The sequence below is a fragment of the Kitasatospora sp. NPDC127035 genome (assembly GCF_042726075.1).
Lineage (GTDB): Bacteria > Actinomycetota > Actinomycetes > Streptomycetales > Streptomycetaceae > Kitasatospora.
Genome location: NZ_JBHXDN010000013.1, coordinates 25591 through 50597 on the forward strand (window position 1 = coordinate 25591; position 25007 = coordinate 50597).

Annotated in this window: 29 protein-coding genes; 18 read left to right on the forward strand and 11 right to left on the reverse strand. The window is 72.4% G+C overall.

Going from position 1 to position 25007, the window contains the following annotated elements:
* Positions 1-54: 54 nt before the first annotated feature.
* Complete coding sequence (locus tag ACFWIC_RS11305; protein ID WP_329883673.1) at positions 55-834, reverse strand: HAD-IIA family hydrolase; 780 nt, start codon at positions 832-834, stop codon at positions 55-57.
* Between the two features lie 581 nt (positions 835-1415).
* Here ACFWIC_RS11305 and ACFWIC_RS11310 point away from each other — a divergent pair.
* A complete protein-coding gene (locus ACFWIC_RS11310; protein WP_380517874.1) occupies positions 1416-2516 on the forward strand; it encodes a Gfo/Idh/MocA family oxidoreductase in 1101 nt (366 codons plus the stop codon).
* A gap of 107 nt (positions 2517-2623) precedes the next feature.
* Here the strand turns inward: ACFWIC_RS11310 and ACFWIC_RS11315 are convergent, their stop codons facing one another.
* Positions 2624-3049, reverse strand: a complete 426-nt coding sequence (locus ACFWIC_RS11315) for a type II toxin-antitoxin system VapC family toxin (RefSeq protein ID WP_329952452.1) — start codon at positions 3047-3049, stop codon at positions 2624-2626.
* Positions 3042-3326, reverse strand: a complete 285-nt coding sequence (locus ACFWIC_RS11320) for a type II toxin-antitoxin system Phd/YefM family antitoxin (RefSeq protein ID WP_188295332.1) — start codon at positions 3324-3326, stop codon at positions 3042-3044. Before ACFWIC_RS11320 ends, ACFWIC_RS11315 begins: the two co-directional genes overlap by 8 nt.
* Positions 3327-3463: 137 nt before the next feature.
* On the opposite strand from ACFWIC_RS11320, the gene ACFWIC_RS11325 reads away from it, so the two are divergent.
* The 11 genes from ACFWIC_RS11325 (at position 3464) to ACFWIC_RS11375 (ending at position 13547) form a co-directional block, all read left to right on the forward strand.
* Positions 3464-3883, forward strand: a complete 420-nt coding sequence (locus ACFWIC_RS11325) for a hypothetical protein (protein ID WP_380517878.1) — start codon at positions 3464-3466, stop codon at positions 3881-3883.
* Positions 3884-3886: 3 nt separating this feature from the next.
* Entirely contained in the window at positions 3887-5353 is a 1467-nt protein-coding gene (locus tag ACFWIC_RS11330) for a hypothetical protein (RefSeq protein WP_380517881.1), read from the forward strand.
* The gene (locus ACFWIC_RS11335; protein ID WP_380517884.1) at positions 5353-5916 is read left to right on the forward strand and encodes a hypothetical protein; all 564 of its coding nucleotides are present in this window, start codon (positions 5353-5355) and stop codon (positions 5914-5916) included. Before ACFWIC_RS11330 ends, ACFWIC_RS11335 begins: the two co-directional genes overlap by 1 nt.
* 79 nt (positions 5917-5995) lie before the next feature.
* Entirely contained in the window at positions 5996-6292 is a 297-nt protein-coding gene (locus tag ACFWIC_RS11340) for a DUF6412 domain-containing protein (protein ID WP_329952455.1), read from the forward strand.
* A gap of 161 nt (positions 6293-6453) precedes the next feature.
* Positions 6454-7242 (forward strand): YidC/Oxa1 family membrane protein insertase, encoded by a 789-nt coding sequence (locus ACFWIC_RS11345; protein WP_380358518.1) that lies wholly within the window; start codon positions 6454-6456, stop codon positions 7240-7242.
* A 207-nt stretch (positions 7243-7449) separates the two neighbouring features.
* Positions 7450-8220 carry a CDP-alcohol phosphatidyltransferase family protein gene (locus tag ACFWIC_RS11350; RefSeq protein WP_329883665.1) on the forward strand — a complete coding sequence of 257 codons (771 nt, stop codon included), beginning with the start codon at positions 7450-7452 and terminating at the stop codon, positions 8218-8220.
* 258 nt (positions 8221-8478) lie between these two features.
* Entirely contained in the window at positions 8479-9783 is a 1305-nt protein-coding gene (locus ACFWIC_RS11355) for a serine hydrolase domain-containing protein (protein WP_380517889.1), read from the forward strand.
* A gap of 187 nt (positions 9784-9970) precedes the next feature.
* Positions 9971-11311: a serine hydrolase domain-containing protein gene (locus ACFWIC_RS11360; protein WP_380517892.1), complete on the forward strand. Its 1341-nt coding sequence runs from the start codon at positions 9971-9973 to the stop codon at positions 11309-11311.
* Between the two features lie 92 nt (positions 11312-11403).
* Complete coding sequence (locus tag ACFWIC_RS11365) at positions 11404-12306, forward strand: aminoglycoside phosphotransferase family protein (protein ID WP_380358508.1); 903 nt, start codon at positions 11404-11406, stop codon at positions 12304-12306.
* 165 nt (positions 12307-12471) lie between these two features.
* Positions 12472-12825: a hypothetical protein gene (locus tag ACFWIC_RS11370; RefSeq protein WP_380358505.1), complete on the forward strand. Its 354-nt coding sequence runs from the start codon at positions 12472-12474 to the stop codon at positions 12823-12825.
* Positions 12826-13145: 320 nt separating this feature from the next.
* The gene (locus tag ACFWIC_RS11375) at positions 13146-13547 is read left to right on the forward strand and encodes a hypothetical protein (RefSeq protein WP_329952461.1); all 402 of its coding nucleotides are present in this window, start codon (positions 13146-13148) and stop codon (positions 13545-13547) included.
* Between the two features lie 124 nt (positions 13548-13671).
* On the opposite strand, the gene ACFWIC_RS11380 is transcribed toward ACFWIC_RS11375, so the two are convergent.
* The 4 genes from ACFWIC_RS11380 to ACFWIC_RS11395 form a co-directional block, all read right to left on the reverse strand.
* Positions 13672-14196 carry a hypothetical protein gene (locus ACFWIC_RS11380; RefSeq protein WP_380517895.1) on the reverse strand — a complete coding sequence of 175 codons (525 nt, stop codon included), beginning with the start codon at positions 14194-14196 and terminating at the stop codon, positions 13672-13674.
* 535 nt (positions 14197-14731) lie between these two features.
* Positions 14732-15151, reverse strand: coding sequence for a hypothetical protein (locus ACFWIC_RS11385; RefSeq protein WP_380517897.1), 420 nt, complete (start codon positions 15149-15151; stop codon positions 14732-14734).
* A 212-nt stretch (positions 15152-15363) separates the two neighbouring features.
* Entirely contained in the window at positions 15364-15507 is a 144-nt protein-coding gene (locus ACFWIC_RS11390) for a hypothetical protein (RefSeq protein WP_355399206.1), read from the reverse strand.
* 22 nt (positions 15508-15529) lie between these two features.
* Positions 15530-15892, reverse strand: a complete 363-nt coding sequence (locus ACFWIC_RS11395; protein WP_329883659.1) for an ATP-binding protein — start codon at positions 15890-15892, stop codon at positions 15530-15532.
* A 277-nt stretch (positions 15893-16169) separates the two neighbouring features.
* Here ACFWIC_RS11395 and ACFWIC_RS11400 point away from each other — a divergent pair, with 277 nt between their 5' ends.
* From ACFWIC_RS11400 to ACFWIC_RS11420, 5 genes are all read left to right on the forward strand, one after another.
* Positions 16170-17015 (forward strand): DUF5753 domain-containing protein, encoded by an 846-nt coding sequence (locus ACFWIC_RS11400; RefSeq protein ID WP_380517900.1) that lies wholly within the window; start codon positions 16170-16172, stop codon positions 17013-17015.
* 3 nt (positions 17016-17018) lie between these two features.
* Positions 17019-17204 (forward strand): DUF397 domain-containing protein, encoded by a 186-nt coding sequence (locus ACFWIC_RS11405; protein WP_380517903.1) that lies wholly within the window; start codon positions 17019-17021, stop codon positions 17202-17204.
* A gap of 111 nt (positions 17205-17315) precedes the next feature.
* On the forward strand, positions 17316-17930 hold the full coding sequence (locus ACFWIC_RS11410) for an RNA polymerase sigma factor (RefSeq protein WP_329952464.1): 615 nt from the start codon (positions 17316-17318) through the stop codon (positions 17928-17930).
* Complete coding sequence (locus ACFWIC_RS11415; RefSeq protein ID WP_380517906.1) at positions 17927-18946, forward strand: CU044_5270 family protein; 1020 nt, start codon at positions 17927-17929, stop codon at positions 18944-18946. The genes ACFWIC_RS11410 and ACFWIC_RS11415 overlap by 4 nt, the downstream gene beginning before the upstream one ends.
* A 115-nt stretch (positions 18947-19061) precedes the next feature.
* Entirely contained in the window at positions 19062-19703 is a 642-nt protein-coding gene (locus ACFWIC_RS11420) for a peptidase inhibitor family I36 protein (RefSeq protein ID WP_329883654.1), read from the forward strand.
* 129 nt (positions 19704-19832) lie between these two features.
* Here the strand turns inward: ACFWIC_RS11420 and ACFWIC_RS11425 are convergent, their stop codons facing one another.
* Positions 19833-21332 carry an MFS transporter gene (locus ACFWIC_RS11425; protein ID WP_380358491.1) on the reverse strand — a complete coding sequence of 500 codons (1500 nt, stop codon included), beginning with the start codon at positions 21330-21332 and terminating at the stop codon, positions 19833-19835.
* A gap of 190 nt (positions 21333-21522) precedes the next feature.
* Between ACFWIC_RS11425 and ACFWIC_RS11430 the strand changes: the two genes are divergently transcribed.
* Positions 21523-22254 (forward strand): TetR/AcrR family transcriptional regulator C-terminal domain-containing protein, encoded by a 732-nt coding sequence (locus ACFWIC_RS11430; protein ID WP_329883652.1) that lies wholly within the window; start codon positions 21523-21525, stop codon positions 22252-22254.
* Between the two features lie 91 nt (positions 22255-22345).
* Here ACFWIC_RS11430 and ACFWIC_RS11435 read toward each other — a convergent pair whose 3' ends face one another.
* From ACFWIC_RS11435 to ACFWIC_RS11445, 3 genes are all read right to left on the reverse strand, one after another.
* Entirely contained in the window at positions 22346-23122 is a 777-nt protein-coding gene (locus tag ACFWIC_RS11435) for an ABC transporter permease (RefSeq protein WP_329952468.1), read from the reverse strand.
* The gene (locus ACFWIC_RS11440) at positions 23119-24075 is read right to left on the reverse strand and encodes an ATP-binding cassette domain-containing protein (protein WP_329883755.1); all 957 of its coding nucleotides are present in this window, start codon (positions 24073-24075) and stop codon (positions 23119-23121) included. Before ACFWIC_RS11440 ends, ACFWIC_RS11435 begins: the two co-directional genes overlap by 4 nt.
* Before the next feature lie 307 nt (positions 24076-24382).
* On the reverse strand, positions 24383-24937 hold the full coding sequence (locus tag ACFWIC_RS11445; protein WP_380358487.1) for a hypothetical protein: 555 nt from the start codon (positions 24935-24937) through the stop codon (positions 24383-24385).
* Positions 24938-25007: the final 70 nt, after the last annotated feature.

Sequence of the window (25007 nt, forward strand, 5' to 3'; positions counted from 1 at the left end):
CCCGCCGCCCGACCGTCGGCCGGGGCGGCGGAGCCCGCAACAGCAGTGCCGAGGCTAGACCAGCTCGACGAGGTCCGCGATGGAGTTGAACACGCGGGTCGGCCGGTACGGGAAACGCTCCACGTCGGCGGCGGCGGTGAGGCCGGTGAGCACCAGGATGGTCTCCATGCCCGCCTCCATGCCGGCCACGATGTCGGTGTCCATCCGGTCGCCGATCATGACGGCGGTCTCCGAGTGGGCGCCGGCCGTGTTGAGCGCCTCGCGCATCATCAGCGGGTTGGGCTTGCCGACGAAGTACGGCTCGACGCCGGTCGCCTTGGTGATCAGCGCGGCGACCGAGCCGGTGGCCGGCAGCACGCCCTCGGTGGAGGGGCCGGTCTCGTCCGGGTTGGTGCAGATGAACCGGGCGCCCTGGTTGATCAGGCGGATCGCCTTGGTGAGCGCCTCGAAGCTGTAGGTGCGGGTCTCACCGAGGACGACGTAGTCCGGGTGGTTGTCGGTCAGCACGTAGCCGGCCTGGTAGAGCGCGGTGGTCAGGCCGGCCTCGCCGATCACGTAGGCGGTGCCGTTCGGACGCTGGCCCTTCAGGAAGCTGGCGGTGGCCAGGGCCGAGGTCCAGATGCACTCCTCCGGCACCTCCAGGCCCATGCCGGCCAGGCGGGCGCTGAGGTCGCGCGGGGTGTAGATGGAGTTGTTGGTGAGGACCAGGAACGGCTTGCCGGACTCCCGCAGCCGACGAAGGAACTCCTCCGCGCCGGGGATCGGCGTGCCCTCGTGGATGAGGACGCCGTCCATGTCGGTCAGCCAGGACTCGATGGGCTTGCGGTCTGCCACGTGCGTGTCTCCCGAAGTCTTGCCATGTAGTGCGATGGTCATACGAAACTGCGGCGCACCGTCGTCACCGTTGCGCCTCCCACCGGCCGGACCCTCCTCGGGACACCGGACCGCCGGGGGTACTGCTGGCTGCCCCAACGGGGCACAGCCTAATCCGCACACCAGGCCGACGGCAGCATGTCCCGCCCAGCGGGACGGGCACGGGACGCGCGGGGAACGGGCACAGGTCGAGTACGGGACGAGTGCGGGACGGGCCGGAGAAGGATCACCGCAGGACCGTCCCTCCGCACCGCTCCCCCGCCCCGCCCCGTCTCAACGAGTCCTTAACCCACCCCTAACCGCAGTGATGACCCCTCAGCAGAACCGCCCGGCACGGTTAGCGTGAACGGCACGCCGACCAGGGGCCCGGACGGACCCCCTCGGCGCTGCGGTAGCTGCTGCCGCCGCGACCCCCACCGCGGCGGCGACAGCTACCGCCGCAGACAGCCCTCCGGGGCGCGCCCCCCTCCCCGGGCGCCCCGGAGGGTCCCCGTGACGCAGGAACCGGGGCAGACCGGACACCCCGTGGTTGAGTAGGGCCCATGACCCCCTCCACGCGCCCCGTCTCCCGGAACGCCGACCCGGCCCGCCCGTTCCGCGTGGGCCTGATCGGCTACGGCCTGGCCGGCTCCGCGTTCCACGCCCCGCTGATCGCCACCACCCCCGGGCTCCGACTGGACGCGGTGGTCACCGCCAACCCCGACCGCCGCGCCCAGCTGCACCGGGAGCACCCCGACGCCCGCGCCGTCGACACCCCCGAGCAGCTGCTCGCCGACCCGGACGCACTCGACCTGGTCGTCATCGCCTCCCCCAACCGCACCCACGTCCCGCTCGCCCGGGCCGCCCTGGAAGCCGGTCTGGCCACCGTGGTCGACAAGCCGCTCGCCGCCACCGCCGCCGAGGCGCTGGAGCTCTGCGAGCTGGCCGAGTCGCACGGCACCCTGCTCACCGTCTTCCAGAACCGTCGCTGGGACGGCGACTTCCTCACCGCCGCCCGTCTGGTCCGCGAGGGCGCACTCGGGCGGGTCCACCGGTTCGAGTCCCGCTTCGAACGGTTCCGGCCCAAGCCGAAGCCGGGCTGGCGCGAGCTGGCCGACCCCGCCGAGGTCGGCGGCACCCTGTACGACCTGGGCAGCCACCTGGTCGACCAGGCGCTCGCCCTGTTCGGGCCGGTCGAGACGGTGTACGCGGAGATCGACGTCCGCCGGGACGGCGCGGTCGTCGACGACGACGCCTTCCTCGCCCTCACCCACGCCGACGGCACCCGCTCGCACCTGTGGACCAGCGCCGTCACCCCGCTCGTCGGCCCCCGCCTACGGGTGCTCGGCGACAGGGCCGGCTACGTCAAGTCGGGCATGGACCCGCAGGAGGCCGACCTCCGGGCCGGCCGCCGCCCCGACGGCACCGCCCCGTGGGGCGCCGACGACCCCGCGTCCTACGGCACCCTCGGCACCGACGAGACCGCCGCCCCGCTGCCGACCGACCCGGGCGACTACCCGGCCTTCTACGCGGGCGTCGCCGCCGCCCTCGCCGACCCCGGCACCCCGCCCCCGGTCGACCCCCGCGACGCCGTCGCCACCCTCGCCGTCCTGGAGGCCGCCCGCGCCTCCGCCGCCACCGGCACCGCCGTCCGGCTCGGCTGAACCCCGGAGCCCCACGGCACCACGCCTCCCCCGCCCCCTCCGGCTTCCTCAGGCTTCCTCAGGCGAACGGAGGACCGGAGCGGGGAGGGGGAGGAGAGGGGCGACCCTCAGATCCCGATGACCTCGACCGCCGGACCCAGCCCCTTGAAGTCCGCCAGGTTGCGCGTGTACAGCGGCAGGCCGTGGGCGGAGGCGATCGCGGCGATCATCAGGTCGATCCGGCGCGGGCGCGGCTGGCGGCCGGCGGCGATCGTCAGGGTGACCAGCGTCCCGTACCGGGCCGCCGCCGCCGCGTCGAACGGCAGCGGCTCGAAGTCGGCCATCGCCGCGCCCAGCACCTCCAGCCGCGCCGCCCGGCTGACCGGGTCGCGGGCCATCGAGACGCCCTGCTGGAGTTCGGCGAAGGTGATCGCGGTCAGCTCCGGCACCGCGGGCAGGTCGGCCGCGCCGAGCAGCGCGAGGTCGATGTAGACGCAGGTGTCCAGCACCCCGGCCGGCCGCCGGCGACGGGGTGCTCTCCGCCGCTCAGCCACGCCGCCGCTCGAACGGGTCGCCGTCCTCGTCGCCCACCAGTTCCTCGGGACCGAAGTACTCCTCGGCCTCCTTGCGCATCTGCTGGTAGTCGACCCGCGGCAGCTTCACGTGCCGCGCCACCAGTTCCTCCGCCGTGAGCCGCCGCCGGCCCGACACCGGCCGCAGCTCCGCGACCTCGACCCCGTTCCTCGTGATGTGGAAGGTCTCCCCCGCCTCCACCGCGTCCATCACCGCTGCGGAGTTGTTCCGGAACTCCCGCTGGGTAATCGTCTTCATGCTTTCCAAGGTAGCCCCGTGTAGCACCGGCGGCTACACCCCTGCACCGCCCTCCGGAAACGCCCCACACCCGGACCGTCGGTGCGCTAACGTCCGACCGTCGACGCAGCGCACGGCGGACAGAGGGGGCTCTGGCCATGACCGACACCACCGAGGCACAACACAACCCCTGGCTCTACGGCCAGGACGGCCCACCGGCCGGCATCCCCGCCCAGGCCACCGGCCCGGGCCCGTGGGCCACCGGCACCTCCGGGAGCGCCCCGGTCCACGTCGAACCGGCCGCCCTCCGGCAGGCGGCCGGGGTGTCCCGACGCCTCCAGGGCGAGCTGAGGAACTCGGTCCTCCACATCGAGCCGGACACCGGCGCGGCGGCCCGGGCGCTGTCCGCCGACTGCTGGAGCACGGGGGCCGCGCTCTCCCAGGTCCTCACCTGGTGGAAGGCCCGCTGGACCAGCATGGACAACCGCCTCGGCCTGACCGCCGACCGGCTGGAAGCCACCGCCGGCGCCTACCGGTCGACCGACGGGTCCTCCGCCTCCACGTTCAAGGCGCCGTGAGCCGTGGTGACCTTCGCGCAGCTCCGCCACAGCTCCTTCGAACCGCTGGGCAAGGCCGGAGACACCTGGAACGGCGTCTCCGGACACGTCGAACAGATCGCCGGCCGGCTGCGGTCGGGCGTCCTGCAACCGCTGACCGGAGTCGGACCGCACGCGTTCTCGGCCCCGGGGAGCCGCGCGTGGACCGGCCTCGCGGCCGACGAGGCCGCCCGGGAGATCGGCCTGCTGGCCGACGAGCTGACCGCGTTCCGCTACGAGGCACTCGCCGTCACGGCCGCCCTGCGCCGGGCCGAGTCCGCGTTCGCCCGGGCCAGGCAGGACCTGCTGCGCGCCGTCGGCGACGCCGAGGGGCTCGGCGCGACCGTCTCGGACGACGGCACCGTCACCCTGCCGCCCCTCCCCGCCGAGGAGCGCAACGACCCGGACTCGATCGCCTACCAGAAGCGGAAGTGGGACGAGGTACAGCAGCACATCGAGGCCATGCGCAAGGCCGTGACCACGGCCACCGAGGCCGACACCACGGCCGCCGCGGCCCTGCGCGCCCTCGACCCCACCCAGGTCGACCCGGCAACCCGCCCGGGCGCCGTTCAGGACGCGCGTGACGACCTCGCACGGGCTGCGGGGATGCCGAGCGATCCGAAGGCCCGCACAGCGTGGTGGGCCGCGCTCGACCCTGCGGTCCGGGCCGGTCTCCTCTCCTCCGAACGGGCCGCGCTGGTGAACGCCGGGCTTCTCGGGCCGACCGTCTACGAGTGGGAGCAGCCCGACGATGGGGCCGGACCGTTCGCCGCCCGGAACCCGAGCATGGCCGAGCTGACGAGCTGGTGGCAGACCGAGGGCATGGTCGGTCTGGGCAGCCTGGAGGGCAAAACGGACGCCGGTCGTCACATGCAGCACTTCCTGGAGGGATCCGGAAAGCCACTCGCCGTCGATGTCGACCGGTTGCTCCGCGACGACCCGACGTTCCGCGACGACGTCGCCGAGGCGGTGTCGTCCAGCGGGGAACAGTGGCGACAGACGGCACTCGACGCCTACCAGAAGTCGGGCGGCGCACCGGTGGCCGTCCCGATCGAGACTCCCGGCCTCCACCGGACGATCGACAGGCCGAGTACCGAGAACTGGTACCTGGCCATCGGAAGCCACGCCTACTCGGCATCAGGCGTGGCGACGGCGAGGCCCGGTCCGGACGGCCGGCCCGTGGTCACCGTCGAGTACCAGGTCAACCTCTGGGACCGCTACAACTGGGACCCCGGGAAATCCACTCCGATTGCCGGGACGTCGGTCAGCGACAGCGACCTGGCGACGCTGCACCAGACCGGCCTGGCCCAGGAGTTCGACATCACGGGCAATAGCACTCCCACCACCGTGGTCCTCGACGGGAACACTGCCACCCCGCCGCCCGGAACCGGCAAGGTGGCAGGAGACGACCGCGAAGGCGGGCCCGGCGACATGGGCCGAGAGACACGGTAGTGGCGACGAACGAACACCGAACGGCCTCCGCTCCGCGTCGGCGCCGATGGCTGATCGCGGCGTTGGTCCTCCTCCTGGTGGTTCTCCCCGCAGGCGCCGCCGGGGGCCTGTACTGGCTGGTCGAGCAGGATCGGAACCCGACGGCGGACAGCGGGCGGCCGGGCTCCTGGGTGACGACGATGACGTCCGCCGAGATCTCCGACTTCGCCCAGGTGCCGATCCCGGCCGGAGCGAGCGACGTCCGGTGGGGGTATGTCGAGGGCTTCCAGGACGACACGGCCGTCATGGCGTTCCGGCTGTCGGCCGACGCGGTGGACAGCTTCGCGGCCGGACTCGGCGGTGCGCAGTGGAAGGACGCCGCCCCTGCTCCCAGGAACAGCGCCCTGCGGGACCTCCGGCACATCGGGGCACCCGATCCTTCCGGCGTGCTCACGCTGCGGCGCGGCATCTTCGTATCGCACCAGCCCGGACACACCAAACGGGTGGAGAGCCAGGTCTGGCTGGGAAGCCGGACCGGGATCGACCCCGTCCAGGTGTGGGTGTACGCGATGAACGTTCCCTGAACCGAGTCGGGAACCTCTGTGGCAGCCCGGCCGTATCCTGGGCTGGAGCACTGGTCCGGAGCACAGGAAGGAGCACGCCGTGGCGCTGGTCGCGATGCTGCTCGGGGTGTTCCGGGTGCTGAGTGGGGAGTGGCTCGTCGAGGGTGGCGGGTCGCTGGCCTCGGTGGCGGCCGCAGCGGCCGTGGTGCTGGTGACCGGAGCGGTCGCGGGGGCGCTGGTCGTCTCGCGGCTGTTGGGGGCGCGGGCTCCCGCCGCCGTCAGGGCCGGGGTGTTGCGCAGACGCGCGTTCAGGACGGCGTTCCTTCCGCAGCGTGATCCGGATGCCCGGGGCCGGCGACGCCCCAGGGCGCCGGGGGCGGCCCCGGCGGCCGCGTAACCCCCCGCACGACTGCTGGGCCGTTGACGCGGCCGTCCTCCGCCGACCACTCATTTCCGCGCGCCGCCGGCCTTCCGCCGCGCATGCCCCGTACGCCGTGTCGTACGCGCCGCATGCCGCTTGCCGCAGCGCGCCGAGACCCCCGGAGGGCTCGCTCCACCATGTCCGTTTTCGCATTTCTCGACCCGGCCGTCGGCCTGGCCCACGACGTCGTCGCCGCGCTGGCCCAGGTCGTGCCGACGGCGCTCGCGATCGTCCTGTTCACCGTCTGCGTCCGGTTGGCGCTGCACCCGCTGGCGCGGGCCGCGGCGCGGGGCGAGCAGACCCGGACCCGGTTGGCGCCGCAGGTCGCCGAGCTGAACCGGAGGCACAAGGACCGGCCGGAGAAGCTCCGGGAGGCCCTTGCCGCGCTGTACGCGCAGGAGAAGTCCTCGCCGCTCGCCGGATGTCTGCCGATGCTGGTGCAGATTCCGTTCTTCTCGGTGATGTACCGGCTGTTCACGACGCCGAACGACCTGCTCGGCCACACCCTGTTCGGCGTCCCGCTGGGCCTGCACGCGGGGAGCGCGCAGGGCGTGGCGCAGTGGGTGGTGTTCGGCGCGCTGTACGCCGGGTTGGCGGCGGTGGCGTACGTCGGCTTCCGGCGGGCCCGTCGGGCGCAGGCCGCGCAGAAGGAGCAGCAGGCGTTGCAGGCGGAGCAGGCGAGGAAGGCTCGGGGCGGCCGGGCGAAGGGCGGGGCGAAGGGCGGTCCGGCGGCCGAGACCGCGTTGCCGCAGCCGGCGCTCGCGCTGTTGCCGTACCTGTCGTTCGGCACGGTGCTGTTCGCCGCACTGGTGCCGCTGGCCGCCGGGGTCTACCTGCTGACGACCACCGCGTGGTCGGCCGCCGAGCGGGCGTGGTTGCACCGTAACGCGCCGGTGCCGGTGGGCGCGGGCGTGGCGCTGGTCTGACGGCGGCCGACCGGGGCGGCGCGCCGCCCGGCCGCCGCCCCGGTGAGCCGCCCCGGTGAGCCGCCCCGGCCCCGTGCCGACCACCCGTCCCCCGCCCCTGACCGGGAGCCGACCGGCGGGTGGCGCTGCTCTAGCCTGAGCTGATCGTTTTCGTCGTCCGCCGACCACACGGGTCCCCGGCCGACGGACAGGTGGAGGGATGTCGTCATGGTGGTCGCTGCTCCGGCGTTGGCCGAGTTGCGGGAGGTCTGCCAGCCGCAGGCGAAGCTGGCGAGCCGCAACGGGGAGCACTGGGCGGGCCGGCTCTACATGCGGCGGCTCTCCCTGCGGGCGACCCGGCACCTGGTGCGGACGTCGGTCTCGCCGAACACCCTCACCTGGCTGATGGTGGTGTGCGGGGTCGGGGCCGGGGCGGCGCTGTTGATCCCGGGGTTGGCGGGGGCCGCGCTGGCGGCGGTGCTGTTCCAGGGGTTCCTGTTCTTCGACTGCGTGGACGGCGAGGTGGCGCGCTGGACGCGCCGGTTCAGCACGGCCGGGGTGTACGTGGACCGGCTCGGCGCCTACCTGGCGGACGCCGCACTGATGATCGGTGCGGGCGTCCGGGCGGCCCGGGGCGGGTCGGAGCTGTGGGTGTCGGTGGGGCTGGCGGCCGCGCTGGGCGTGGTGCTGCTGAAGGCGTCCACGGACCTGGTCGACGTGGCGCGGGCGCGCAGCGGGCTGGCCCCGGCGGACGAGGAGTCGACGCAGCCGCGGTCGCAGGGCATCGCGACGGCGCGGCGGCTGGGCTCGATCCTCAAGATCCACCGGGTGACCAACGGCATCGAGGCGTCGCTGGTGCTGCTGGCCGCGGCGGTCGCGGACGCGGTGGTGGGTTCCACCGATCCGACGCAGGGGACGGTCGCGGCGATCGCGGTGATCACCTGGGGGATGGTCGTCGCCCACCTGGCGTCGATCCTCTCGTCCTCCCGCCTGCGCTGAGCGGCTCCACCAACCTCACCGACAGCACGGTCCGCCCCACCGGCAGCAGCGGTGGCACGGCGGGCCCCGATGCGCCCATCCCGGACATCAAGTCAAGCCACCCGCAGAGTATTTGACGACGAACGTCCCCCGCCGTTCGGCTCCGGAGGGGTACCCGCAGGACGCACCGCGGCACCCTCCGCAGGACGACGCGGGCGGCGCGGTGCGGATGCGAACGTGGTGGCCGGGGCCCGGAGGTCGGGCCCGGGAGGGATCACCATGCACGCCAACCACTTCGTTCGGCCGCGCCGCCGCAGCAGGCTCGCCCTGCGGTTCGCCGCCGCCGCGCTGGCCGGGGCGACCGTCGTCTCGCTGGCCCCGACGGCGGTGGCGGCGGGGGCCGGCACCGCCACCGACTCCGCCGACTCCTCGGCCTCGTCCGACCGACACCGCCCGTCCGTCGACCTGGGCCCGGAGCTGCGGGACATCGTCTCGCGGGGCTCCTCGACCGCCGCGCTCGGCGAGACGCGCGAGAACGGCCGCCGGACCTGGCGCGACGCGGCCGGCGTCACCGACCTGGACTCCGGGCGTCCGGCGCGCGCCGACGGCCGGTTCCGGATCGGCAGCATCACCAAGACCTTCGTCTCCACCGTGGTGCTGCAGCTGGCCGACGAGGGCCGGCTCCGGCTGGACGACCCGGTCGACCGCTACCTGCCGGGGGTCGTGCCGAACGGCGGCGCGATCACGCTGCGGCAGGTGCTGAACCACACCAGCGGTCTGTACGACTACCTGGAGGACCCGCAGTTCCTCTTCCACGACGAGGCGAGCCTGCGCGCGTTCCTCGCCCAGGGGCGCTGGACGAACTACCGCCCGGAGCAGCTGGTCACGGTCGGCGTGCAGCACGCGCCGTACTTCGCGCCCGGCCAGGGCTGGCACTACTCCAACACCAACTACATCCTCACCGGGATGATCATCAAGAAGGTCACCGGCCACACCTGGCAGCGCGAGGTCGAGAAGCGGATCGTCGAGCCGCTGAACCTCGACAACACCTCCTTCCCGGGCTCGTGGCCCGGGATCCCCGGCCCGCACGCCCACGGGTACGTCAAGCTGCCGGAGGGTCCGGCGGACGTCACCCTGATCAACCCGACCGTCGGGGACGCGGCCGGCAACGGCATCTCCACCACCAGCGACCTCGACCGCTTCCACGCCGCCCTGTTCGGCGGCAAGTTGCTGTCGGCCGCCCGGCTGGCCGAGATGACCACGGCCGTCCCGGCGCCGATGATCGGCGCGCACTACGGGCTGGGCCTGATCCGCTACGACCTGCCGTGCGGCGAGGTCTGGGGCCACACCGGGGGCATCCCGGGGTTCAACTCGGTGCTGCTGGGGGTGCGGGACGGCTCGCGGCAGTTCGCCCTCTCGTTCAACCTGCTGGAGGGCACCGAGACCGAGGAGACCGAGACCACGCTGAACACGTTCATCCTGAGGGCCGCCTGCGGCCCGGACACGGCGGCGGCCCCGGGGACCCCCGCGGCGAAGGGAGCGGACGGCGGCCCGCCGTCGACGACCTTCAAGACGCTGCGCTGATACGGCAGGCCTCGACAAGTCAAGCGCCTTGACGATGATTTGACCGTGCGTCACACCCTCCCTTCGGCCGGGCGTCCGGTCCTCGGGACGCACGGTCGATGACCCCCTCAGGACGACGCGCCGGTGTTCCGTTCGGTGCGATCGTGGTGCGGACGGCCCGGGGCCGGGCCGGAAGGGGCGGGGCACCATGACCATCGTTCAGGCTCGATCTCCGTACCGGCGACGCCGGGCGGGGCTGCGGCTCGCAGCCGTCGCCCTGGCCGGGGCCACCGTCGTCACGCTCGCTCCTACCGCAGCGGTGGCGGCGGCGGGGGCATCAGGATCCGCGACCGGGTCCGCGCAGGAACGTCGGCCCCGCGTCGACGGACAGCAGGAACTGCGGCACCTCGTGGAGCACGGCGGGATGACCGCCGCGCTCGCGGAGATCCGCGACGCCGGCCGCCCCCTGTGGCGGGGCGCCGCCGGGACCGCCGACCTGGCCGACGGGCAGCCGGCCAGGTCGGACGGCCGGTTCCGCATCGGCAGCGTGACCAAGTCGTTCGTGTCGACGGTCGTGCTCCAGCTCGTCGGGGAGGGCCGGATCCGGCTGGACGACCCGGTCGAGCGCCACCTTCCGGGCGTCGTCCCGAACGGCGGCGCGATCACCGTCCGACAGCTGCTGAACCACACCAGCGGCCTGTTCAACTTCACGGAGGACGACCGGTTCCTGGTCAAGACCGAGGCCGAACTGCAGGACTTCGTGTACGGGACGTGGCGTTACCGGAACTACCGGCCGCAGCAGCTGGCCGCGGTCTCCGCCGAGCACCCGCCGTACTTCGCGCCCGGCCAGGGCTGGCACTACTCCAACACCAACTACGTCCTCGCCGGGATGATCATCAGGAAGGTCACCGGCCACACCTGGCAGCGCGAGGTCGAACGGCGGATCGTCCGGCCCCTGCACCTGGAGGACACCTCCTTCCCGGGATCCGAGACCGGCCTCGGCGGCCCGCACGCCCACGCCTACGCCGCGATGCCGGCCGGACCGGCCGACGTCACCCGGTACAACACGACCGTCGTGGACGCGGCCGGCAACGGCATCTCCACCACCGCCGACCTCAACCGGTTCCACGCCGCCCTGTTCGGCGGGAAGCTGCTGCGGCCGGCCCAACTGGCCGCGCTGACGGACACGGTGGAAACCTCGACGCCGGAGTTGCGCTACGGCCTCGGTGTGTTCCGGATCGATCTGGGCCCGGGGTGCGAGGCGGCCTGGGGCCACGACGGCGGCCTTCCCGGGTGGAGCACCCTGCTGGTCGGCACCGGGGACGGGCGGCGGCAGCTGGCGTTGTCGCACAACCCGTACCTGGGCACGGACAGTTCGGCGAGCGGCGAGGCGATCGGCTCGCTCCTGGCCAAGACGCTGTGCGGCCCGGTCGCGGGCGCCGGTGTCGGCGCCGGTGTGGCCCCGGGCGCCGGGGTTCCCCCGCTCGTGGGAGCGATCCCGGGCACCGGGCCGGAGCTTCGCGTGGAGCTCGGCCCGGCCACCCGCTGACCGGCCCCCGGAACCGAGCGGGGGCGGAACCGGACGGGGCGGGGGGAAAAGCGGTTGACGCCCGTCGCCGCCCGCCGGTCGGATGGTGTCCCATGAGCACAGGGCAGTTGCACCCCGGTCAGCACGCCATCGACGAGGACCTCGTACGGCGACTGGTCGCCGGTCGGTTCCCGCAGTGGGCGGGGCTGCCGGTGCGGGGCTTCCCGTCCGGCGGCACTGTCAACGCCATGTACCGGCTGGGCGACGACATGGTGGTCCGGCTGCCGCTCGTCGACTGGGGCGAGGTGGACGTCGCCACGGAGCAGGAGTGGCTGCCGCGCCTGGCACCGCTCCTGCCCACGGCCATCCCGGCGGCGATCGCCCTCGGCGGGCCCGCCGAGGGGTATCCGTGGGCGTGGTCGGTGTACCGCTGGCTGGACGGGAGGAACCCGGAGGCCGGCGCGCTGACCGCGCCGGTCCCGCTGGCCGAGGACCTGGCCGGGTTCGTGTCGGCGATGCGGAGCATCACCCTCCCGGGCGGGCCCGCCGCCTACCGGGGCGGGCCGGTCCGGCTGCTCGACGAGTCGACCCGGGAGGCGATCGAGGAACTACGCGGCCTCCCCGAGGAGGGCGTCGACTGCGACGCCGCGGCCGCCGTCTGGGAGGACGCGCTGCGGGCTCCGGTGTGGGACGGGCCGCCGGTGTGGCTGCACTCGGACCTGATGCCGGGCAACCTGCTGGTGGACGCCGGGGGCCGGCTCACGGCGGTGATCGACTTCGGGTGCGCGGGCGTCGGCGATCCGGCCTGCGACATGTTCCCGGCCTGGAACCTGCTGCCCGCCGAGGGGCGGGAGGTCTTCCGCAAGGCGCTCGACGTGGACGACGCGACCTGGCGGCGCGGCAGGGGGCGGACACTCGCGCAGGCACTGGGGGCGCTGCCGTACTACCGGGAGACCAACCCGCTGATGGCGGCCAACGCCCGGCACGTGATCCGGGCGGTGCTGGAGGAGAGCTGAAGCGCGCGGCGCAGGTGTCGCCGGACCGTCGGCCGCCCGCCTCCACGTGCCGACGCCGTTCGACGCCCGTGGCGGTGGGCCCGAAGCCCTCCGCCACGGCGAGGCGGCTGTGAGGGCTCAACCAAATGATTCGTTGGGGTAGTTGAGTTGGGAGAGTATGACGGCATGCGCATCCTCGGCCTCGTCTTCGCGGGCACGTCCACACCCCACCGCTCTCAGATGGCCGACTTCCTCGGCGACACCTTGGGCCTGCCCCGTGTTGAGGTGGGCGGCGTTGAGGCCGACTTGTTCGAACTTCCCGACGGGTCGACCTTCGCCGTGGCCTCGCCCGGCGGGATGGGGGCGCCCCGGTCCGTCGGCTTCCTCGTGGACGATCTCGACGCTGCGGCGGCGGATCTGCGCGAAGCGGGCGTCGAGGTAGGGCCGATCGGCGAGAACGAACGTGAGCGGTACCTGCACTTTCGGGCTCCGGACCGTGAGCTCTACGAACTGACGGAACGCAAAGCCGGCATTGCGTGACCTCGAAGGGCGGCGGTTCGAATCCGCGCCCACACCCGTCCTCGACCTCCCACAGCTCGCGCCGCACCACCTCGGGGGCAGTCGCACGCCCCCACACCTCGCCGATGCCGAGGCGAGCGCGACATGGCGGGCAGTCATGTCCGGTGGCTCCTTGTGTGAGGAGTTCTTAGACCGGCCGAGGGGCGGTGTTCCTCCGCTCGGGTAGCCGGTCGCCGCGCCCGACGGCGGCGGCGGGAGCGGGTCGGGTACTGATCGCAGTCGGCGCAGGGTGCCACCGCCCTCGTCGGCACAGGTCGAAGCCCACACCTCAGGAGGCCGGAATGGCCCGCACGATCCCCCTCGCCCTGACTGCGCTCGGCGCCGTCGGAATCCTGGTCGGAGGCGCCGCGATCGCCACCGCCGACGACCGCGGGGCCGCCCGCCCGAAGGAGAAGCCGACCGTCGTCGTCCCCGGGAACCAGGCCGCCGCCGACGCGTCCCTACTGTCCGCGCACACGCAGGTCACCGGCGACTCGGTCGTCGTGCACCCGGGGCAGAACCTGTCGGCGGCCGTGCTCTGTCCGTCCGGCCAGGTGCCCACCGGTGGGGGCGGCACGACCAGCGCCTTCAGGATCTTCCTCACCGACTCCTACCCGAGCGGCAGCGCCTGGATCGTCCGTGGGACCAACACCAACAACGTCGACGAGTCCATCAGGGCGTACGCCGTCTGCACGACCCCCTGATCCGACGGCACACCCGGACGCCGAACCCGGCGGCCACCGCTGAACGACCGACGCGCCCCCGCCCGACGGCGGGGGCGCGCCGGTCGTTCCCGGCACAATCCGCACCACGCCCGGGCATCCGCGGTCAGCAACCGGGCCGGACACCGGTGAGGTCGGCTGCTGCTGCGGCGACGAGCGGCGCCAGTTCGGGATAGTGCCCGCGGTCAACGGCTTGGAGCATTTCCGCGAGGGCGATCAACTGGCCCACGCGGCCCGCCGGGGAGTCGAGGACATCGGAGAACTCTGCCCGGACACGGACCGCGACCGGGGGCACCCGGAGACTGCTGACCCACAGGACCGCGGGATCGTAGCCCACGGGCACGAGTCCCCAGCGCTCCCAGTCCAGAATGGCGAGCGGCCGGCCGGTCAGGTTGGCCCACTGCAAGTCTCCGTGCCCGGTGGTGCGCTCGACCGTCGAGGGGGCCGGGATACCGGGGTACTTCGGGAAGACCTCCTCGATCCATTCCTGGCGCAAGGTGATCTTCGTGCCGGAGGACTTGGCGATCCCGGCCAACGCGGTCCTCAGACCGCTCCACCATCCGTCCTCCAGTACCGGGTCCTCCCGGAGGTCGGGTGTCGAGGAAACCGCCGGACCGGTGAGGTCGAACACGTCGGCCTGGTAGAACCGGTCGTCGTCCGTCCAGTCCATGGTGTCGTGCAGCCGTGGACGCGGGACAGACTCCGGAATGCACTGCTCGGCTCCAAGGGGCCCTTGACCGGACGGCCGGGGGGCGAACCGGCGCCGGCTGCTGGAAACGCGGAGCCAGAGCTGCCCTGCGCGGCGGCCGACGGTCGACCCGGAGGTGCCGAAGACGGATGGACCGGTACAAGCGAGGCCGAGGAAGGCGGCAGCCCTGGCGTGTGCACCCTCCAGACTGCGGCGGGCTGCGTCATCCGGTTGAAAGGACATCGAGAACCCTCCTGAGACGCGCCTCCGGGATCGGCCGAGCCAGAGCCGTTGCGCAATCATCCCAGTGCGCACGACTACTGATCGACGCCAAGACGACGTCCAGCGCCGGACAGCCCCCGACAACGTGGAACGCTGCAGCATGGGGGCTCGATCCCGGCTGAATGAGTTTCACCAATTCGGGGGTCATCAGCGCGGACCTACGAGAACACCGGTCCCGGTCGCCGGCGGTCGGGCCTCACGTTCTGGTCAGAATCCAGGAACGCTCGCCGGAACTCCACCACAGGGTGGGCCTCTCGCGCTTCCCTCCCCGACTGGTCAGGACAAGCAGACACTCCTCGGGCTGGGTGAACTGCACCCTCACCAGGTAGCCGGCGTCCGCGTCGGACGTCTCCGCCCAGGTGCCGGAGGAAACCTCCAACGGGCCGTCCGCCGCCAAGGGGTTGTGTGTGGGGCATGCCTCGGCAGGCACCACGGACGGGCCGAGCCGTCCGCTCTCGTCGAAGACCAGGCTGATGCTGTCGCCGGACCAGCGCCCGACCGGGCTCGGCGGCGGTCCGGTGGCGTCCAGGTACCGGACCACGAGGTAGGCGCCAAGGGCCGCCGTCACGGTCACCGCCGCGAGGAGGAGCGCACCGAACTTGGCAGGTCGCGTCATACCGGAACGGTACCAACGGGCCTGTCCGGCAGAACCGGCGGTGACGGCCGCGCATGCACGGCCATGCGATGGGGCTGCACTTCGCCGCACCCGGGTTTCCACCCGATCAAGCGACTGCCGCGATCCGCCAGGCCGCAGCCGCCGTTCGCGCCCCCGCCCGACGGCGGGGGCGCGTGAACCGGACGCGCCGCAGGACGTGGCGGGTCGGCAGGTCAGTCGGGTATGCGGGTCCGCTCGGGGGCGGAGGCGTCCTGGTCGTGGTGGCGATCACGGAGGGCCTGGGTGCGGACCTGGCAGACGGCGCCGACGACGGCTGCCGCGATGACGAGGATCAGCAGCCCGAGCACGGCGGCCAACCCTCGCGAACGGTGGGGAGGTTCACGCGGCGGCATCCAGTTCGAACCAGACGATCTTGCCGCGCTTCTGCGGTTCGGTCCCCCAGCGGTGGGTGAGGCCGTCGACGAGCTGGAGTCCCCGGCCGCACTCGGCGAGGCCGGCGGGCGTTCGCCGTTCGGGGAAGTCGGAGGAGTCGTCGCCGACCGAGACGCGGAGCGTCCGGTCGAGAACGAGGACGAGGACGACGGGCGACGTGGTCCGGCCGTGCCGCCAGGCGTTGACGATCAGTTCGGCGAGGGCGAGCTCGGCGTCGGCGATGGCCTCGGGGTGGAACCCGCTGCGGACCATGGCGTCCCGGAGCGCGGCTCGGGCGATGGCGAGGGAAGGGGAGTTGAGGTTACACATGGGGAGTCTCCCAGCGGTGCAGGTGGGGCACACCGAAACGGGGTGCGTCGCCGTGAGCAAGGTCGCGGCGGCGATGGCGACGCCGCGCACGAGTGCTCTTCGGTGCCCGGGCAGCAGGTACCAACTGCCCTGATCCGGGACGTTGATGACAATCCGTCCGGTGAGCGGTGCATCACAGACTGTAGAGCATTCGGCGGTACATGTACCAGCTGATCCGATACTTGTACCGTCAGATGCGGCTGGACTCGCACAACGGTCCCGGTGGATGCTTGGTCACATGCCACCTACCCCCAGCGCACGAAGGCAGCGGGTTGGCATCGAGCTACGAAAGATGCGAGATGCCGCCGGCACGACAACCGCCGAGGCCGCGACGATCCTCGGCGTGGACCGCACGAAGATCACACTCATCGAGCAGGCGCTCTACGCGGTGACGCCGGAGAGAGTGGTGGCTCTCGCCCACAAATACGGCGAAACCAACAGCGAGTTCGTCACTGCCCTTGCGACGATGGCAGGCGACCGCTCCAAGGGGTGGTGGGAAGAGTATCGAGGAGCAGTGCCGATCGGGTTTCTCGACCTCGCCGAGCATGAGTACTACGCGAGGGCGACGCAGTCCTATCAGATCTGTCACCCACCAGGCCCTATGCAGAACGAGCGGTACAGCAGGGCAATCTTCCGGGACGCCCAAACACCGCTGACTCCACGGACAGTGGAAACGCGTATCGAGCACCGTATGCGGCGTGCCGAGGTCCTGATGGCTGAGGGCGCACCGCCCTACACCGCCGTCGTGCATGAAGCCGCGCTCCGTATGCAGTTCGGAGGTCGCGATTCGCTGCGAGAGCAGTTGGAGTGGATGCTTGAGCTGTCCGAGCGTCCACATGTGACGCTACGCGTGATCAGCTTCGCAGCAGGCGGTTTCAAAGGGTCAGGCCAAGCACTCGTCTACATGAGCGGCCCGGTGCCACGCCTCGACACCCTGCAGTACGACACCGTCGAAGGGCCCACCTTCCTGCACACGACAGAACACCTCGACAAGTACCGCAGGATCATAGAAGTGATGGCCGAGCGGTCACTCTCCGTCGATGACTCTCGCAATCTGATCACGCAGATCAAGAAGGAGCTCTAACCCGTGGAGGAACTCTCCTGGATGCGCCCCGCGTCGTGCGCCAACGCCAACAACTGCCCCGAGGTGGCGGTGACCTCCGAGGCCGTGTACGTCCGGAGCAGTCTCCAACCCTCCTCCATAGCCGAGCTGACCCTCGCCGAGTGGCGTGACCTCCTCGCCGGCATCCGCAACGGCGAGTTCGACGTCTGAGCTGCTTCGGCGCGACCGGTGCCTCCCGGGAGGCACCGGTCGTCCACATCTCCTCAACATTCCCTGGAACCACTCCCCCGCTGCGGACACCAGATCTGCGTGGAGTCCTCCTTGTCCAGTAAGCAGGCGCAGCCCGGCGACCGCCAGGTCTTCGCCGAGCTCTACGATCAGCACGCGCGCACGGTCTTCGCGCACGCCTACAGATCCACCGGGGACCGCGACCTCGCGGACGACATCGTCTCCCTGACCTTCCTCGAAGCCTGGCGGCTGCGGAAGAAGCTCCGCGACGAGGTCCTGCACCCCCGTGCCTGGCTGCTGGCGATCGCCACCAACGTCCTGCGCAACACGGCCCGCACCGCGCGCCGTCACCGCGAGGCGATGTCCCGCCTCCCCCGCCGCGACCCGATCCCCGACTTCGCCGACGAGGTGGTCGGCCGGATCACGGACGCCAACACGGCCGCCGCCGCCGTGCGCGCCCTCGACCAGCTGGGCGCCCCCGAGCGCGAGGTGTTCACCCTCGTCGTCTGGTCCGGGCTGGGCTACGCGGAGGCCGCCCGCGCCCTGGGCATACCCGTGGGCACCGTCCGCTCCCGACTCTCCCGCGTGCGGGACAAGCTGCGCCGGATCGTCGACACCGAGGACCCGCCGGAGCCACCGCACGACCGCGCCCACCACCTCGCCGCCAGCCGTCAGCCCGTGGGGCACCACCAGGAGAGCCGGCCATGAACACCGCATCCACCGACCACGACAGGTGGGACGAGCACGGCGAGCGCCGCGAACTGGCCCGCCTGTTGCCCCCGCCCCCGCATCCGGTCCCGTCCCTCGACCAGATGGCCGCCCGCCGCGAGTTCCTGCTGGACGAGTTCGACCGGTCACGTCCCTTCGCCGCCCTGACCTCCCGCTGGCGGGGCCTCGCCCTGGTGGCCGCCGTCGGCACCGCCGCCACCCTCATGGCGGTGACCCTCACCCAGGGCACCGGAGCCTCGGCGAACCGGACGCCCCCCGCCACCGCGGCCTCCGTCGAACTTCTCGACCGGGCCGCCCGGGTCGCCTGGTCCGGCCCCGAGCCCTCGGTCCGGGACGCCCAGTACACCTACCTCAGGACCGTCAGCCACTCCACCTCGCTCAGCGAGTCCGCCGACGGCACGATGCGGCGCGGCACCACCACCACCGAAACCGAGAAGTGGGCCTCCGTCGACGGCAGCCGGCCCGGGCTGACCCGTCACGCCGGCGCCGACGAACCGCTCTCCGCCCTCGACGGCTCCCTCCTGACGTCCTCCTCCTACCGCCTGCTGGCCACCCTTCCGACCGACCCCGAGTTGCTGCTCAGGAAGATCCACGCCGACGCCGTGCGCGATCACGGACGCGGTTCCGACTCGACCACCGGGCCCGACCAGGAGTCCTTCGTCGCGATCGGCGACCTCCTGCGCAGCACGGTCGTGCCGCCGCGACTGAGCGCCGCCCTCTACCGTGCGGCGGCCCGCATCCCCGGTGTGGTGGCGGTCGACGACGCCGTCGACGCCGCCGGCCGCCGCGGGGTGGCCGTGGCCCGCGTCCACAACGGCGAACGCTTCGAGTGGATCTTCGACCGCCAGACGATGCGTCTGCTCGGTACCCGCACGGTCCTGATCAAGGACGGCCCGTGGGGCAAATCCGGGGACGAGGTGGACTCCGCGGCCCTCGTCGCCTGGGGCATCGTGGACACCCCCGGTGAGGCAGCACCCCAGGAAGCAACCCCCTGAGTCGATTCGGTCAGCCATTGACCGGACTGCGCTGCAGCTATTGTGTGATCGGCGAATCCCGCGTTGGGTCGTGTCAGCACCGAACCGACACAACCGAGCAGGGGGGAAGTTGACCGTGCGTACATTCCGCACGCTCGCTGCCGTCACCACGGTCGCCGGCGCACTCGCGCTGGCGGCTCCGACGGCCGTGGCCGCACCCGCAGACGCGTCTGCGCAGGCCACCGACGTCAGGCAGTCCGCGGATCCGACGGACGCAAGGCCGTCCAAGCCCGTGATCGCCACCTATAGAGGCAAGAAGATCGACCTTTCCCAGGGTTGGGGCGGCGCCCGCGTCTGCACCGAGGTGACCGGTGGTGCCGTCTACTGCCACGACAGCATCGCCGAGGCCGACCAGGCACTCGCCACCATCGATCCCGCTTCGGCCCAGACCTCGCGGAAGGCGCCTGCCGCCGGAGCCTCACTGACCGACGCGGACTGCTCCTCGGGCTGGGTCTGCATCTGGGAGCACTCCAACTACACGGGTGCCGCCCTGCGCTGGTCGCAGTTCGGCACCAAGTACCTGTCCGACTGGGGTTTCCGGGACCGGGCCAGCTCCGCCTGCGCCTACAACGCGAGCGGCGCGACCCTCTACGACGACCGCGCCCTCCAGCCGGACCCGTCGCTCTACCTCGGATGGGGCTGCTACGACCTCTCCGCCCAGGGCTACCCCTACGGCGGCAGCTGGAACGACCGGGTCGACTACCTCACGGTCAACTGACCCGGCACCACCGCACGGAGAAGGCCGAGGGCCGGTCACCCGATCTTCCGGGTGCCGGCCCTCGGCCTTCGTCCTGCGTTTCCGGGTTCCTGCGGGCCCGGGTTCCTGCGGGCCCGGGTTCCTGCGGGGTCAGGCCGCCAGCTCGGCCGCGTCCTCCGCCGGAGCCTGCTCGGCCGTCTTCTTGTCCCGCATCACGATCGTCGCCACCAGGGCCGCCGCCAGCACGCCCACCGCGCTCACCGTGAAGGTGGTCGACATGGCGGAGGTGAAGGCCTCCCGGGCGGCGTGCGCCAGGCCCGCGTCCCCCTTGGCCTCGGCCAGGGCGCCGACGATCGACTGCTTCGCCTGCTCCGAGGAGCCCTTCGGCATCCTGTCCGCGTAGCCGCTGGCCAGCATCGACCCGAGGATCGCGATGCCCAGCGCCGTACCCGCCTGCTGGATGGTGTCGTTCAGCGCGGAGCCGACGCCCGCCTTGTCCGCCGGGATCTCGCCCATCAACGCACCGACCGCGGCCGGCATCGCCAGACCGGCGCCGAATCCCAGGATCCCCAGGGCGGTCGCCGGGACGGCGAACCCGGTCGCCGCGTCCACCGTGCTGAACAGGACGAACGCCCCGGCCATCATCAGCATGCCGACCAGCACCAGCATCCGGTTGCCGATCTTCGCCGCCAGACCGGCGCCCAGGCCGTTGCCGACCAGGGCCGCGATCGCCATCGGCACGAAGGCCAGGCCCGCCTTGACCGGCGAGTAGTCCAGCACGAACTGGAGGTACTGGGTGAGGACCAGCAGCAGACCGCCGTTGCCGATCTGGACCAGCGTCAGGGAGAGCGAACCACCACTGAAGTTGCGCTTCTTGAAGAGCATCAGCGGCACCATCGGCTCCGCCGCCACGTTCTGCCAGACCACGAACCCGCCGAGCGCCAGGACCGCGACCGCGAGGGTCACCAGCGAGGTGCCGCCGAACGCGCCGTGCTTCGGGATCTCGATGATCCACCAGATCATCGCGGTCATGCCGACCGCCGACAGCACCGCGCCCAGCGGGTCCGGCTTCTGCCACGGGCCCCTGGACTCCGGCATCAGGACCAGCGCGGCGGTGATGGCGAGCACGACGACGGGCACGTTGATGAAGAAGATCGAGTGCCACGAGAAGTGGTCGATCAGCACGCCACCGAGCACCGGGCTACCGACCAGGCCCAGCATGGAGACGGAACCCCAGGCCGCCATCGCCTTGCCGCGCTCGTCCTCCTCGAACACCGTGATCAGGATCGACAGCGTCGACGGCATGATCAGCGCGCCACCCACACCCATGGCCACCCGGCTCGCGATGACCTCACCCGGGTTGCTGCAGAGCGTCGCCGCCAGCGACGCCGCTCCGAAGAGCAGCAGTCCGATGATCATCACCTTCCGCCTGCCGAACCGGTCCCCCAGGCTTCCGGAGGTCAGCAGCAGGCCCGCGAAGACCAGGATGTAGGAGTCGAGGATCCACTGCGTGTCCTGCGCGGTGGCCTTCAGGTCCTCGGTCATCGACGGCACCGCCACCGTCAGCGCCATGCTGTCGACCACCAGGACGAGCGTGCTGAGGCACAGCACGATCAGGATCCACCAGCGACGTGGGTTGCGGGCTTCCATGGATGTTCCCCTCCGAGGTGCGTACATTGTTCCGCCGTTGCGCACACTGTACGCATTATGGAACGGTGTGCGCAACCCTTTAACGCCGTGCGCAATTGCGAACGCCGTGTGCAGTGTTCGAACCCTGTACGCTGAATGCGCACGGTGTACGCAGGGACAACTCGCCGACCCACCGAGGGAGGACCGGCCGATGGCCGCGAAGACGAATCCGATCCCGTCCGTATGGGCCCGCCAGCAGCGCGAACCCGAACAGCCGGCGCTCAGCCGAGCCGTGATCGTCCGCGAGGCGATCACCATGCTGGACGCCGACGGCATCGAGGCGCTCTCCATGCGCAAGCTCGGCGCCCGCCTCAACGCGGGCGCGACCTCCCTCTACCGGCACGTCGCCACCAAGGACGAGCTGATGGAACTCGCCGTGGACGAGGTCTTCGGCGAGATCACCGTGCCGGCCACCGACCCCGCCGAATGGCGGGCCGCCGTCATCGAGACCTGCGGGTCCTTCCGGTCCGCCACGCTGCGCCACCGCTGGCTGGCGTCCGTCCTGGGCCAGGCCGGACTCGCCTACCTCGGCCCCAACCTGGTCGCCGTCTCCGAACGGCTCGCCGAGCTCTTCACCTCGGCCGGCTTCCCCGACGCCTCGCGCGGCCTGGACACCGTCCTCGCCTACGTCATCGGCATGAGCACCACCGAGGCCGCCTGGCTGACCGCGGTGGCCCGCAGCGGCGAGAGCGAGGCCGAGTTCGTCGCCCGGCTGATGCCCACCGCCCAGAAGGCCGTGGCCGGCCACGACCTCCTCTCCGACTCCTACGCCGCCGCCGCGGCCACCGCCGCCATCACGGACCCCACCGAGATGCGCGACGCCAAGTTCGACTACGGCCTGGAGATCATCCTCGACGGACTCGCCCTCCGCCTCCCGCGCTGACGCCCGGGCCGGCCCGCCGGCGAAGCGGCACCGGGCCCGGCCGCTCCCGACCCGGCCGCTCCGGCCCCGGCCGGGCACCGCCGGGGCCGCGCTACCGCCTCGGCGGCCGGCGGAAGGTGGCGCGCGCCCAGAGGTAGCCGACCCCGGTGAGGGCGACGCACCAGGCCAGGGCCACGAGCGCGCTCGCACCGATGGCGGTACCCATCAGCAGACCCCTCAGGGTCTCGATGACCGGGGTGAACGGCTGGTACTCGGCGAACCACCGCAGGGCCGCGGGCATCGACTCCGGCGGGACGATGGCGCTGCCCACGAAAGGCAGGAACTGGAGCGGCATCGGCAGGTTGCTCGCGCTCTCGGGCGTCTTGGCGACCAGACCGATCCCGGCCGCCAACCAGGTCAGGGCGAGGATGACGAAGACCAGCAGTCCGCCCGCGGCCAGCCACTCCACCGGGGTGGCGTCGGGCCGGAAGCCCATCGCGAAGGCGGCGGCGAGGACGAGCAGCAGGCCCAGCACGGTCTGGATCAGGCTGCCGACCACGTGCCCGGTCAGGAACGCCGCCCGCGAGATCGCCATCGTCCGGAACCGGTTGACGATGCCCTCGGTCTTGTCGACACAGACGCCGACCGCCGTCACCAGCGCCCCGGACGTCGCCGCCATCAGCACGATGCCGGGCGTCACGTAGTCGATGTACTCGCCGCCGCCGATGCCGACGCCCAGCGCACCGCCGTAGGCGTAGTTGAAGAGCAGCAGCATCATCACCGGCATCAGCACGACCGCGAAGGTCAGCGACGGGTACCGCCGCGCGTGCTTGAGGTTGCGCCGCAGCATCGTCAGGGAGTCGCTGACGGCGTAGGAGGTCGTGCTCATCGGGCGCCCTCCGCGGTGAGGGTGAGGAAGACGTCGTCGAGGTCGGGGGTGTGGACGGTGAGCGACTCGGCGCGGACGGAGGCGCTGTCCAGGATGTCGAGGACGGCCTTCACCGTGACGACCGAGTTGTCACCGGGGATCGAGAGCGTGAGCGCCTCGGCGTCGGGGCTGGCGTAGTCGAACAGGGCCGCTGCCGCCCTGAGGTCGGACGGGGCCGCGAAGCGCAGGCGCAGGTGGCCGCCGGGGATGCGCCGCTTGAGCTCCTCGGCGGTGCCCTCGGCGACGATCCGACCGCCGTCGAGGAGGGCGATCCGACCGGCGAGCCGGTCGGCCTCCTCCAGGTACTGGGTGGTCAGGAGGACGGTGACCCCCTGCTCCTGGACCAGCCCCTCGATCAGCTCCCACATGGTCCGGCGACTGCGCGGGTCGAGCCCGGTGGTCGGCTCGTCGAGGAAGATGATCCGGGGGTCGCCGACCAGGGTCATGGCGAGGTCGAGCTTGCGGCGCATGCCGCCGGAGAAGGTGGCGACCGGCTTCCCGGCCACCTCCGTGAGGTCGAAGCGCCGCAACAGCCCGGCCGCCCGCCCCCGCCCCTCCCGACGGCGGAGGTGGTGCAGGTCGGCCATCAGCAGCAGGTTCTCCTCGGCCGTGAGCAGGTTGTCCACCGCCGAGAACTGGCCGGTGACACCGATCGCGGCGCGGACCCCGTCGGACTCCCGGACCAGGTCGTGGCCGGCCACCCGGACGGCCCCGGCGTCGGCCGGGACGAGGGTGGAGAGGATCTCCACCACGGTGGTCTTGCCGGCGCCGTTCGGCCCGAGCAGGGCGAACACGGTGCCCTCCGGCACGGTCAGGTCGATGCCGTCGAGGACGGTCCTCCCTCCGTAGGCCTTGGTCAGGCCGACCGCGGCGATCGCGGGGGGCGGCGCGGACTCGGTGGACGTTAAGGGCATGGCGGTCACGCTCTCTCCGCATCAGGGACGGTGGCGGCGGGTCAGGGACGGTCGGATCGTGCGGTCGCCCACGGCGGTCCGGCGGGGCGACCCGGTCACGGACCGGTTCGACGGTCCGGACGACGCTGCGGGCCGACTCGACGCCGGCACCGGGCAGCACCGGGCAGCACCGGGCGACGGCGACGCGTGGACCGGTGACGGGCGGCGGGCGGCGGGTGATGGATGGTGGGTGACGGGTGACGGGTGACGGCGGGTGGACCGGTGGTGGGTGACGGACCGCCGGCGGCCCGCGGTTGGCGGCCGGCGGCTAGCGGACCCAGCCGGTGAAGGCCTGGCCGGTGTCGCGCCGGCTCTGCCCCTCGGGCCGGGCCGGCCGCCCCGGCTCCAGCGCGGCGGCGACGGCCCGCACCAGCCAGGCGTTGACCGAGAGGGCCTCCTGTCCGGCGGCCTCCTCCACCCGGGCCTTGAGGTGGGCCGGGAGCCGGAAGTTGATCCGGGCGGTGCCGGCGTCGTCTGCCGGATCCGGCGCCGCGGCGCCGGACGGACCCCCGGCCGCGACGGCCGGCGGCACGGGCGGAAGCGGCCCCTCCGGCCCGGGCCCGTGGAAGGGCTCCGCCGCCGACGGCGCCGTCACGACGAACTCCGGGTCCAGTCCGCGCAGCCGGACGTCCACCGAGCCCGGCGCCAGCTCCCGGGTGACCTCCCCCATGGCGGCGGAGAGGGCGTGGAGCAGGGTGAGCCGGGCGGCCGACTCCAGCGGCAGGGTCAGGCGCTCGGCCAGAGCCCGGGCTTCGTCCCCGCCCGCACCCGCGGCGGCGGCGAGCTCGCGCCGGAGGTCGTCGACGTACGGCGTGAGGTCCATGGCACGAGAATGGCACATCGATGGCGCCATGTCGAGGTGTTTTGGCGCCACTCCGTGGCACCATTCACCG